The sequence below is a fragment of the Xanthomonas sp. SHU 199 genome (genome assembly GCF_000364665.1).
Classification (GTDB): domain Bacteria; phylum Pseudomonadota; class Gammaproteobacteria; order Xanthomonadales; family Xanthomonadaceae; genus Xanthomonas_A; species Xanthomonas_A sontii.
This window is the reverse complement of record NZ_AQOI01000139.1, coordinates 1-11248: the sequence shown is the minus strand read 5'-3', so window position 1 is coordinate 11248 and position 11248 is coordinate 1. Positions and strand designations below refer to the sequence as shown.

Here is an 11248-nt window from a genome sequence, read left to right as displayed (position 1 = left end):
TGCCAGCAGGGCCAGCGGCAGCAGCGACCAGCGCGGCCGCGGCAGCCGCGCGATGCCGCGCCACAGCCGCTCCAGCATCGGCGAATCGGCATGGTCGCGCGGCGAGGGGTCGATCAGCGCCGGCAGCAGCAGGCGCGTGGTCAGCGCCGCCACCAGCAGGCCGGCGATGGTGAACACCGCCAACTGGCGCAGGCCGTCCACGCCGGAGAACAGGAAGGTGACGTAGGCGATGCAGGTGGAGACCACGCCGGTGGCCAGCGTCGGCCACAGATGGCGCGCGTTCTCGCGTGGATCCAGGCCCGGGCGCTGATGGCTGAACAGATGGATCGGGTAGTCCTGGACCACGCCGATCAGGGTGAAGCCGAACGCCACGGTGATGCCGTGCACGCCATCGAACAGCAGCGCCACCGCGCCCAGCCCGGCCAGTCCGGCGCTGGCCAGCGGCAGCACGCCCAGCACCGGGATCTTCCAGCTGCGGTAAGCGACCAGCAGCAGCACGATCAGCCCCACCGTATCCAGGGTGCCGATCCACTGCGCCTCGTTCTGGGTGCGCCCGCCGATCTCCACCGAGAACGCGCCGGGGCCGGTCAGGGTCAGCGTGCTGCCGGTGCCGGCGCTGACCTTGGCGAAGGCGGTGTGGATCGCATCCACCGCGCGTTGCTGGCCGGTGGGATCGAAGCCGGCCGCGCGGGTCTGCGCCACCAGCAGCGCGTCCTTGCCGGCGCGGTCGAACCACACCCCGTCGCGCTGCTGCGGGCCGCCGGCCGGCTGCAGGCTCTCGGCCAGGTGCAGCACTTCCAGGGTCGGATCGCGCGGCAGCAGCGGCTCCACCATCGCCGCCGCCGGCGAGCCCAGGTCCTGCAGCCGCGCCTGTAGCGCATCGCGCAGGGTCGGCGCATCCAGCGGTTTGGCGTCGAAGCTGTCGCTGAGCAAATAGCGGTACGGCAGCAGGCGCGGCGGGATCGCATCCAGGCTGGCATCGGCGCCGTTGGCGACCAGTTCGAACACGTCGCGCTGCGCGGCCAGTTCGGCATGCAGCGCCTGCGATTGCCGCGCCAGCGTGGCCGGATCGGCCCCGGACAACGACATCAGCAGCAGCCGCGAGCCAGGGCCTTCGCCGAGTTCGTCGAGCAGGAGTTTCTGCGCGGGAGTGCGGGCTTCCGGCATGAACTTGCGCAGATCACCGGACACCTGCAGTGCGTTGCCCAGCCAGATCCCGGCCACGGTCAGCAGCGCCAGCCACAGCAGCGCCAGCGAGATGCGCATCTTCGAACTCAGGGCTCGCGTCATCGCTGCATCCCCACGCCGCCCTGCGCCGCGCGATCAGCCGCCGCACGCGCAGCCGTCAGGCCGGCAGCACGCTGCCGGCGGGCGCCTCGTGCGGGGATCACGCCGCGTCGCCGTGGCACAGCGCGGTCAGCGCGGCGCTGTCGGCAACGGCGCCGGCGGCCTGCGCGGCACCGGCCAGCAGGGTGCGCTGGACGTCGCCCTTGGCCGGGGTGGTCTCGATGCAGCGCAGTTCGGCGCCACGGCCGTACAGGCGCAGGCTGCGCACGTGCGCGGCCATGGCCGGATCCTTCGGCTGCAACTGCAGCTGCCAGCGCTCGCGGGTGCCGCTGCTGCTGATGTTGAACTGCTGCTGCAGCAGCGCGCGGTCGCCGGACAGCAACGCGCCGAAACCGCTCTGCAAGCCGGCCAGTTCCGGCACGCGCGTCAGCGAGAAGCGCCGCGGCGGCTTGCCGTCGCGCTCCAGCGTGGCTTCACTGCCGCGCAGGGTGGTGGTCTCGTGGTACGGCGCGGTGACCTCGCGCACCAGCGTCTGCGCGTCCGGGCGGCGGTACTCGCCCTGCACCCGCAGCGGCGCCTTCAGCAGCGCCGAGCCGCGCAGTTCGACGAAGGCGGTGCTGACCGGCGCCGGCCGCGCCAGCTTCTGCAGGATCCAGTCGGCGTCCGGCGCCTCAGGCGATGCGGCGCTCAGCGGTGCGGCGCTGCACAGCAGTATCAGCATCCACGGCAAGGTGCGGCGCATCGGCATGGCGGTTGTTCCAGAAGTCGTAGAAGTTGAACCAGTTGTAGGGCGCGGAGCGGGTGTAATGCTCCAGCCTGGCGGCGTAATCGCGGATGAGCGCGGCCAGCACCGGCGCACGCTGCCGGCGCGGCAGGTCCAGGCCTTCGCTGAAGGTCTCGAACACCAGCTCGTAGCGGTTGCCGCCGCGGTACAGCCCGAACGCCAGCACCACCGGCACCTTGAGCGCGGCGGCGATCAGCCACGGCGACGTCGGGAACATGGCGCCCTGGCCGATGAACGCGGCCGGCAGCGCCGGATCCTCCGGGCGCGGCCGGTCCACCAGCAGCGCGACCAGCGCGCCCTCGTCGGTGGCCTGCTTGATCGCCATGACGATCGAGGTGCTGTCCATGCCGGCGTCGATGATGTTGGCGGCCAGTTGCGGGTTCAGCGCGCCCAGCAGTTCGGTCATCGCCGGGTTGTGCGCCTTGTCCAGCACCACCTTGACCTGCACGTCCGGGCGCTCGGTGGCCAATACCCGCAGCGCGTCGAAGCTGCCCAGGTGCGAGCCGAAGATCAGCACGCCGCGGCCGCGGTCCATCTGCGTGTGCAACTGGTCCAGGCCGCGGATCTGCACCCGGAACCGGTGCATCTGCCCGCACAGCATGAACACCCGGTCGAGGATTGTCGAAGCGAAGGTGTGGATGTGCCGGGCCACCTCCAGCAGCGTGGCCGGGCGGTCGAACACGCGGCTCAGGTAGTGCCGCGAATCGCGCCGCTCCGGGCCGCGCACCAGCAGGAAGTACAGGGTGATCGGATACAGCAGCAGGCGGCCGACGGCGCGGCCGCCATAGCGGGCGATGCTGCGGATCAGCCACAGGGCGAAATGGCCGCCGCCTTCCGGGCGGTGCTTCCAGCCGGCGCTCACGGCGCCGCCTCGGCGTTCAGCTCGCCGCTGACCAGCAGGTCCTCGCCGCGCAGCACGCGGAAGCGCCAGCGCGGCGCGGTACCGTCCAGTTCCACCCGCGCCGGCTGGCCGGGAAACAGCGGTTGCACGAACTTCACCTGCGGCAGGCGCAGCGGCGCGCGCGCGCCGTGCGCCGCCTCGACGGCCTGCAGCACGTGGTCCAGCACCACGACGCCGGGCACCACCGGGCGGCCCGGGAAGTGGCCGGGCAGGCTGGGATGATCATGCGGTACGACGAATTGCATACGGGCGACTCATATCCTGGGTTCGAGCATGGCACGGACGGCCTGGTGCGCGCGCTGGGTCACTTCCTGGCGGTTCAGCGGGCCGTCCTCGCCGTTCACCCGGATCGGCGTGCCGATCCGCACCCGGATGACGCCGGGCCGGACCCGGAACAGGCTGGTCGGCGGCAGCACCTTGCCCGCCCCGTCCAGCGCCACCGGCACCACGTCCACCCCGGCGTCGATCGCGGCCTGCAGCAGCCCGGCCTTGAACTCGGCCAGCGCGCCGCTGCGGCTGCGGGTGCCCTCCGGGAACAGGCACAGGTCCTGGCCACGGCGCAGCAACGCCGCCGCCTCGCGCCGCATCATCGCCCCGGCGCGGCGGCTGTCGCGGTCCAGGAACAGCATGCCGGTCGCGCGCGCATACCAGTTCACGAACGGCACCTTCAGCATCTCGTCCTTGAGCAGGAAGCGCAGCGGCACCGGCAGCGCCATGAACAGCGCGCAGATGTCGATGATCGACTGGTGGTTGCTGACGAACAGGTGGTTGCGCGACCAGTCCACCCGCTCGCGGCCCTCCACCTGCAGCCGCGCCCCGGCGCCGAACAGCAACACCGGCGCCCAGAAGCGCGCGCCCATGCGCAGCGGCAGGCGCGGCCCGGTCAGCCGCAGCAGCACCAGTGCGACGACGATGCCCAGCGCGGTGTGCGCCAGGGTGAATACCAACTGCAGGGCGTTCCACACGGCCCAGGCCATGCGCGAAGGCATCCCAGCCTGCGGCAACTTGCTGTTTTCCTTGATGATCTGCACGACCCTTGCGTCCCCTGCACTTCGCGCGTCAGCGCAACAGATCGCGCCAAAAAACCGGCCCCAGCCGCGCCAGCCGGTGCAGGAAGTCGGGCAGATTACGGTAGGGACGCTGCGGAAACCAGCGCCCGCGCAGCAGGTACTCGCCGACGAAGAAGCCGCCGATGACCCCGTAGCCGAGCAGATTGGCGAACAGCGAGGCGCGCGCATCGCTGATCGGCAGCGGCGAGGCCAGGCCCAGTTGCGCCAGCACCCCGCTGGGCTGGGCGCACAGCGCCAGCAGCAGGTTGAGCAGGGTCAGCCCGACCAGCAGCAGGGTCCAGGCCAGGGTCAGGCGGCGGGTGTAGCGCAGTTGGTCCGGGGTGATCGGCATGCCGGCCTGCCGGTACAGGGCCTCGACGATGCGGGTGATCAGCGGCGTGCGCCCGCGCTGCAGGCTGCGCCCGAAGAACCAGGCCACCCAGGCGGTGAACAGCACCGGCGGTGCGGCCAGCAGCAGCAGGGCGTGCGGCGAGCGCCACAGCGGCACCAGCGCCGCGGTCGCGGCGATCGCCAGCGCCCAGGCCCAGGGCCGCCAGCGCGCCATCGGCTCCACCAGCACCATCAGCACCAGCGCCGCGCCGGCCAGCACCGCCAGGTCCGGGCGGTGCGCGGCATTGGCCCAGTGCGCCAGTGGCGAGTAGGCCAGCGCCAGCAGCACGCCCAGGGCCAGCGCCCAGGGCGCGGCGTCGGCCGGCTCAGCTGGTCTTGTTGGCTTCGACATGCGCCGACAGCGCGCGCAGCGAGGCGAAGATGCGGCGGTTCTCGTCGTTGTCCGAGCGCAGCTGGAAGCCGTAGCGCTTGCTGATCGCCAGCGCCAGTTCCAGGGCGTCGATCGAGTCCAGCCCCAGGCCGGTATTGAACAGCGGCGCCTCCGGATCGATGTCGCCGGGCTGGACGTCTTCCAGGTTCAGGCTCTCGACCAGCAGCTCGGCCAGTTCACGTTCGGCGGCGGTTTGCGAAGACATCCAGGGGCTTCCAGGCGAAAGGACGGGTGCGACAAGATGGTGCATCGGGCGCTGCGGCGCAACCATCGGCCCGCGAACGGCACGCTATCATGCCGTTTCGCCCCGCCGTTGCGCCCGCAGGTTCCCTCAGGATGACGTTCGCCGCTGTTGCTTCCCCTCCCCCCAACGCACGCGACGCCGCGGCAGACACGCCCGACGTGCTGGTGATCGGCGGGGGGCCGGCCGGCTGCGCGGCGGCGATCGTGCTGGCGCAACGCGGCTGGCGGGTGACGGTGCTGGAAAAGGACCACCATCCGCGCTTCCACATCGGCGAATCGCTGCTGCCGATGAACATGCCGATCCTGCAGCGGCTGGGCGTGCTCGACCAGGTGCGGGCGATCGGCGTGCTCAAGCTCGGCGCCGATTTCCCCAACGATGCCGGCGGCTACAACACCTTCCGTTTCGCGCACGCGCTGGGCGCGCAGTCCGACTTCGCGCTGCAGGTGCCGCGCGCCGACTTCGACCGGGTGCTGTTCGCACACGCGCGTGCGGTCGGCGCCGACGTGCACGAGGGCGTGCGCGTCGAGGCGGTGCAGCTGGACGGCGAGACGCCGACGGTGCAGGCACGCGGCGCCGACGGCGTGCGCCACTACCGGCCGCGCTACCTGATCGACGCCAGCGGCCGCGACACCTTTCTCGGCAACACGCTCAAGCTCAAGCGCGCCAATCCGCGGCACCAGTCGGCGGCGCTGTTCAGCCATTTCCGCGGCGTGGCGCGGCGCCCCGGCGAGGACGCCGGCAACATCAGCATCTATCGCCACGCGCACGGCTGGATGTGGCTGATCCCCCTGCCCGACGACGTGATGAGCGTGGGCGCGGTGTGCGACCCGGAGTACATGAAGACCCGCAAGGGCTGCGACAGCGAGACGTTCCTGCTGCGCACGCTGGCGCTGAATCCGGACGTGGTGGCGCGCATGGCCGGCGCGCAGCGCGTGGCGCCGGTGCATGCCACCGGCAACTACGCCTACGAATGCACGCGCATGAGCGGCCCGCGCTGGCTGATGCTCGGCGACGCCTACGCCTTCGTCGACCCGATGTTCTCCTCCGGCGTGTACCTGGCCATGCACAGCGCCGAGCGCGGCGCGTCCGTGGTCGACGCGGCGCTGCGCGACCCGGCCAGCGAGGCGCGGCTGCAGCGGCGCCTGGAGCGGCACCTGCGCGGCGGCCTGGACGAGTTCAAGTGGTTCATCTATCGCTTCACCTCGCCGACCATGCGCGAGCTGTTCGCGCAGCCGCGCAACGTGCTGCAGGTGGAACAGGCGGTGGTGGCGATGCTCGCCGGCGACGTCTTCGACAACCGTGCGGTGCTGCGCCGCCTGCGCGTGTTCCGCGCCATCTATGCGCTGTCCGCGGTGGCGATGCTGCCGCGGGCGTGGCGCGCCTGGCGCCACCGCCGCCGCCAGGCCCGCGAACAGTTCCACGGCGACACCTTGCACGGAGATACACCATGAGCCGCCCGCACCTGCAGTTTCCGCACCACACGCAGGGCCATCCGCAGTTGCAGGTGGACTACGTCGCCGAAACCGACCCCAGCCAGTGGCTGGCCGAGGATCGCGTCCTGGCGGTATTCGGCTTCGGCGAGACCGCGCCCTACCACGACGACCCGCGCTACCTGCGCGTGCCGCTGCAGCCGCACGGCCCGCGCATGCTCGAGGTGTGGCGCACCGACGCACCGGTGCACAGCGGCCGCGACGGCGCCATCGCCTGGGCCAGCGACGGCCGCCTGCAGTTCGGCGTCATCGAGATCGACGAGCGCCAGGTCGACCTGGACATCGAGGAAGCCGCCGCGCTCGCCTACGCGCAGATCAGCGCCTTCGTCGCCGGCAGCGCCACCCCGCGCCTGCTGCGCATCTGGAACTACCTCGACGCGATCACCCTGGGCAGCGGCGACCGCGAGCGCTACCGGCGCTTCTGCGTCGGCCGCGCGCGCGGGCTGGGCGATTTCGACGCCACCCAGCTGCCGGCGGCGACCGCGGTCGGCCGCTGCGACGATGCGCGGGTGATGCAGATCTACTGGCTGGCCGCCGCGCAGGCCGGCACCCCGCTGGAGAACCCGCGCCAGGTCAGCGCCTACCGCTACCCGCGCCAGTACGGCCCGCAGCCGCCCAGCTTCGCCCGCGCCATGCTGCCGCCGGCCGGCAGCGACATGCCGCTGCTGCTGTCGGGCACCGCCAGCGTGGTCGGCCACGCCTCCATGCATCAGGGCCAGTTGCTGGCGCAGTTGGAGGAAACCTTCGCCAACTTCGACGCCCTGCTGGCGGCCGCCCGCGAACACGCCCCGGACCTGCCGCCGCAGTTCGGCGACGGCACCCGCCTCAAGGTCTACGTGCGCGAGCCCGGCGACCTGCCGCTGGTCGCCGCCGCCCTCGATACCCGCTTCGGCGACCGCGTCCCGCGCCTGCTGCTGCACGCGGTGATCTGCCGCGACGAACTGGCGGTGGAGATCGACGGCGTGCATGGTTGAACGGCGACGCAAGATCGTCCTGGTGTCCGGCGCCCCAGGCGCCGGCAAGACCACGCTGGCGGTCCCGCTGGCGGCGCACCTGGGGTTTCCGCTGTTCTGCAAGGATTTCATCAAGGAAACGCTGACCGACGCCCTGGGCGATGGCGGCGGCGATCTCGCCGCGTCGCGCCGTCTCGGCGGCGCCGCGATGGAGGTCCTCTGGTCGCTGGCACAGCGCAGTCCGCACGCGGTGCTGGAAGCCAACTTCCGACCGCGCAGCGACTACGAACGCGGCAGGATCGCCGCACTGGAGGCGAGGCTGGTGGAAGTCCATTGCCACTGCGGCCATGACGAGACCCTGCGCCGCTTCCGCGCGCGCGCCACGACGGGCACGCAGCACGCGGCACACCCCCTGCGGGAACTGCCGCCCGACCTGCTTGCCGACTATCCCGGTCCGATCGGCCTGGGGACGGTGATCGACGTGGACACCCGCATGCCGGTGGATCTGCCGCACCTGTTCGCGCAGGTCGCCGCCGCGCTTTCCTGAGCGGGTACCGGCACCGCCGCTGCCGCGCCGGTTCCGCCCTCGCGACGCGCTGTCCCTGGACTTGCGCCCAAGTGCGGTCTGTGCGGGACGGATGCCGTGTCGCTGCTTGCCCGGCGCAAATCACGTTGGACGCCGGACGTGGCAGAGCGCACCGCAGCAAGCGCGTATGCGTCGATGTTTCGCACCGCTGCCTTCCACCCCGCGCCTGCCCATCCCCCCTCGCCGGCCACGCAGTGGCGACATGCACTAACGCGTCGGCGCGGCCAGGTGACGGTCCAATTCCGGCTGTGTAGTGCGCTGCTGCTCCTGCCCCAGCGCCTGATTGGCCAGCGCCAGTTTCTGGTCCGACTGCTCCACCGGCGTGGCCAACGCCTGCTCCACCGGAACGACCGCGCGCTTCATCGCCGGGTCCTCCAGTGCGCCCTGCACGGCGATCAGGTTCCCGGTCTTCCCCAACACCACGTGGTCGACCCGCTCCAGCGCATTGCCCGACAACGAATAGCCGGCCGTGCCCGGATACATGTCGCGGTTGTCCTTGCAGGCCGCCAGCAGGCTGCGGCTGAGCCGTTCGCTGTCGTGGTCGTAGGCCTTGCCCAGGTCTGCGTCGACCCTGCGCATGCCTGCGCGGATCTGTTCCAGCAACGCGTGATCCGGATGCCCCGGCAGCGACGGATCATCGCTCCGGTGCGCCTCCGTGCCGTGCGCGGGAAGCGTCGAAGGTTCGGGTAACCCGTTGGCCAGGGGCGACACGTGCCGATGGGTGTCGGCGGTGTGCTGCAGCAGTCCCGCGACCGGCGGCTGGGTGCTGGTGTCGAAGTACGGCAGAGGACGCCGGTCCCTGCCCAGATCCAGCCCGTTCTCTTCCAGCAGCGACTCGCGCAGATGCAGCCGCGACAGGTTCAGCGCGATCTGCGGGGTGTCGTTGCCGGGTTGTGGCGGATGGCTTGCTCGCTCCGCCTGTGCGATGAACGAGAGCGCATTGGCTGCGTAGTAGTTGGGATAGTCGGAGTTTCCGAGCGCGCCCAGGCCACCCGGGCTTCTAGGCAGCTTATCGAAGTAGTTCTGCCCCATTGCCTCCAGATTGCCCGGGGTCGAACTCAGCGTCAGATCGCTATTGATGCTCAAGTTCTGCTTCAGCTCATAGGACAAACCACGCGGCCCACTCTTGACCTCAATAAAGTCAGCCATTCGACCTGGCTGCTCGCGATAGATGTCTTGAAGCGATGGATGGGGATTGACTGCTTTCACCTTGCTTACGACAGCGTTCCATCCCGCAATTTCTGCTCCAGCCTCATCGCGCCGATGCTGAGCCAACAAGGTATTGAGAGGCTCGGTATAGTCGCGAGGCTCCGACTGGTGCCGCGCAATGTGCTTCACCGCGTCATGGAAAGCTTCGCGCGCTCGCGCAGTGTCAGCGGCATTGAAACCGTGTTGCAGCTCGTGGCCCAACACGAATGTCAGCTCACCGGCAGCGGGCAACCTGCCTCCAGGCAGCGCAGTGAGTCGCGCCAAGGGGATCCGCATGGACTGCGTCTGAGGCTCGTACTCACCGCCAGCATTCGGATTGGTCAATGGCACGATCTGCTTTAGGTACTGTCGCTCAACTGCCGTGTTGAACTGATCTACCAATGCAGGAGAAGCGTTGACGATCGCCCGCAAATTATCCGCTTGCTCTCGAGTGACGCCAGGTTGGGTAGAAAATGCCGAAATGACAGTTTCAGCTTGTGGACTGAGCCCCGCCATGATGCTCTCCTGCGATCAAGTGACAACGATCGTCCTGACGCAGGAACGACCGCTGCCTGTGTCCGATGTCCACACATGCTCACCTTCGGGATAGACCTCCACATGCATTCCCGGACGATCAAAAGAGTCGTACAGAAGCCGACCATTCAGCAGGTTCGGCTGTCCTGGTGCCGGCTGCGGAGGCGAATCGAAATTACGCTGCCGGGCAAATCCCATTTCTTCCAACTGACGAGTGAATTGATCGAAGTCGAGTTGGCAGATATCCCCCATTTGCGGCGAAGCGCCTGAGACAACCGGATTGAATCCGAAGTCCAAACGGGGAGGAACGGCACGCATATCGACCTCAAAGCCATGAGCCCACTCCGGGCTTACCTGCTCGCCAAATCCATAACGTTCCACGCCGTTCTCCCCACGCTCCACTGCCACCCCCATCACCTCATGCAAGCGCTCCGGCGTGAAGTCGGCCACGCTCCTGCTGGTCCGGAGCAAGGTCAGCAATCGGCTGAGCATCTGCTCGGCGCTCAGCTTGGGCGACACGGGCGCGGCGGCCTGATCGGCGGCGCCGGACGAGGGGGACGAGGTCATGGCGGGAGATTCCTTGGCAGGAGGCGCAACGGCAGGCGTCCGCGCGGGCGCATGGGTGCAGGCCCCGCACAGCAGCGAGGCGATCAGGACGAGAGAAGCCCGATGGGGCATGCGGCACATCCTTGCGGCGCGAAGCGATGAGCGCAGTATACGAACACCGGCAGGCCCCACAGCAAGCCGCCCACTGAACCATCTGCAGGGATGCAGGCTCGGCGTTTCACCAGCAGCGGTCGATTGACCGCTTGCCAAGCCGGCCTGATCCCGATCCCGGTGCGATTCGACCGCCCCGTCAGTCCTCGCGTGCCGCCAGCAACGCCAGCATGCGATCGCGCGGCAGCTTGCCGGTCTCGTTGCGCGGCAGGGCGTCGAGCAGGCGCAGGCGGCGCGGCAGGAACACCGGATCCAGCTCGCGTCGCAGCGCGGCGAGGATCGTGGCCTCGTCCAGGGTCGGTGCCACCACCACCGCGGCGATGCGGCCCACCGCCTGGCCCGGTTCCGGATCCAGTTGCAGCATGGCGCCGTCGACCACGCCCGGCAGAGCCAGCAGGCGCCGGGTGAGGTCGGCCAGCGAGGCGCGCTTGCCGGCGATCTCCAGCAGGTCGGCCTGGCGCCCGCGCACCTGGAAACGGCCGTCGGCATCCACTTCCATCAGGTCGGCCAGCAGCACCGGTTGCGGCAGATGCGGCGCGTGCACCAGGGTGCCGTCCGGCTGCGGCGCCACGCGCACGCCCGGCAGCGGCGTCCATGGCGCTTCGCAGGCGGTGCGGCGGCTGGCGAACACGCAGGTCTCGGTGGAGCCGAACATCTCGCGCACCTGCCCGCCGAAGCGCGCCTCGGCGGCGGCGGCCAGTTCCTGCGCCAGCGGCGCGGTGGCCGAGACGATG

The 11248-nt window shown here is 70.0% G+C and carries 12 protein-coding genes and 1 pseudogene; 3 read left to right on the top strand and 10 right to left on the bottom strand.

The window, feature by feature from the left end; all coding sequences use genetic code 11:
- The 7 genes from D183_RS0106640 to xanC form a co-directional block, all read right to left on the bottom strand.
- Positions 1-1290: MMPL family transporter (locus tag D183_RS0106640; RefSeq protein ID WP_039726360.1), on the bottom strand; the 1290-nt coding region annotated here is incomplete at its 3' end.
- Between the two features lie 97 nt (positions 1291-1387).
- On the bottom strand, positions 1388-2035 hold the full coding sequence (locus tag D183_RS0106635; RefSeq protein WP_039726358.1) for a LolA-related protein: 648 nt from the start codon (positions 2033-2035) through the stop codon (positions 1388-1390).
- Positions 1959-2933: an LpxL/LpxP family acyltransferase gene (locus D183_RS0106630; protein WP_017908318.1), complete on the bottom strand. Its 975-nt coding sequence runs from the start codon at positions 2931-2933 to the stop codon at positions 1959-1961. Before D183_RS0106630 ends, D183_RS0106635 begins: the two co-directional genes overlap by 77 nt.
- Positions 2930-3217 carry a hypothetical protein gene (locus D183_RS0106625; protein ID WP_017908317.1) on the bottom strand — a complete coding sequence of 96 codons (288 nt, stop codon included), beginning with the start codon at positions 3215-3217 and terminating at the stop codon, positions 2930-2932. Before D183_RS0106625 ends, D183_RS0106630 begins: the two co-directional genes overlap by 4 nt.
- Before the next feature lie 9 nt (positions 3218-3226).
- Positions 3227-3976: a lysophospholipid acyltransferase family protein gene (locus tag D183_RS0106620; RefSeq protein ID WP_026144254.1), complete on the bottom strand. Its 750-nt coding sequence runs from the start codon at positions 3974-3976 to the stop codon at positions 3227-3229.
- A gap of 55 nt (positions 3977-4031) precedes the next feature.
- On the bottom strand, positions 4032-4763 hold the full coding sequence (locus tag D183_RS0106615; protein WP_039726353.1) for a hypothetical protein: 732 nt from the start codon (positions 4761-4763) through the stop codon (positions 4032-4034).
- On the bottom strand, positions 4738-5007 hold the full coding sequence (gene xanC, locus D183_RS0106610; RefSeq protein ID WP_003470209.1) for a xanthomonadin biosynthesis acyl carrier protein XanC: 270 nt from the start codon (positions 5005-5007) through the stop codon (positions 4738-4740). Before xanC ends, D183_RS0106615 begins: the two co-directional genes overlap by 26 nt.
- Before the next feature lie 131 nt (positions 5008-5138).
- Between xanC and D183_RS0106605 the strand changes: the two genes are divergently transcribed.
- From D183_RS0106605 to D183_RS0106595, 3 genes are read left to right on the top strand one after another with little or no spacing between them, the layout of a single operon-like run.
- Positions 5139-6497 (top strand): NAD(P)/FAD-dependent oxidoreductase, encoded by a 1359-nt coding sequence (locus D183_RS0106605; protein ID WP_088033113.1) that lies wholly within the window; start codon positions 5139-5141, stop codon positions 6495-6497.
- Positions 6494-7510 carry a chorismate transformation enzyme, FkbO/Hyg5 family gene (locus D183_RS0106600; protein WP_017908313.1) on the top strand — a complete coding sequence of 339 codons (1017 nt, stop codon included), beginning with the start codon at positions 6494-6496 and terminating at the stop codon, positions 7508-7510. Before D183_RS0106605 ends, D183_RS0106600 begins: the two co-directional genes overlap by 4 nt.
- A 22-nt stretch (positions 7511-7532) precedes the next feature.
- On the top strand, positions 7533-8036 hold the full coding sequence (locus tag D183_RS0106595) for an AAA family ATPase (protein ID WP_232757229.1): 504 nt from the start codon (positions 7533-7535) through the stop codon (positions 8034-8036).
- Positions 8037-8282: 246 nt separating this feature from the next.
- Here the strand turns inward: D183_RS0106595 and D183_RS27950 are convergent, their stop codons facing one another.
- From D183_RS27950 to D183_RS0106570, 3 genes and pseudogenes are all read right to left on the bottom strand, one after another.
- Positions 8283-9779 (bottom strand): XVIPCD domain-containing protein, encoded by a 1497-nt coding sequence (locus D183_RS27950; RefSeq protein ID WP_232757228.1) that lies wholly within the window; start codon positions 9777-9779, stop codon positions 8283-8285.
- Between the two features lie 15 nt (positions 9780-9794).
- The gene (locus D183_RS27360; protein WP_157835182.1) at positions 9795-10364 is read right to left on the bottom strand and encodes a hypothetical protein; all 570 of its coding nucleotides are present in this window, start codon (positions 10362-10364) and stop codon (positions 9795-9797) included.
- Positions 10365-10653: 289 nt separating this feature from the next.
- Positions 10654-11248, bottom strand: a pseudogene (locus D183_RS0106570) (AMP-ligase); the annotation flags it as partial.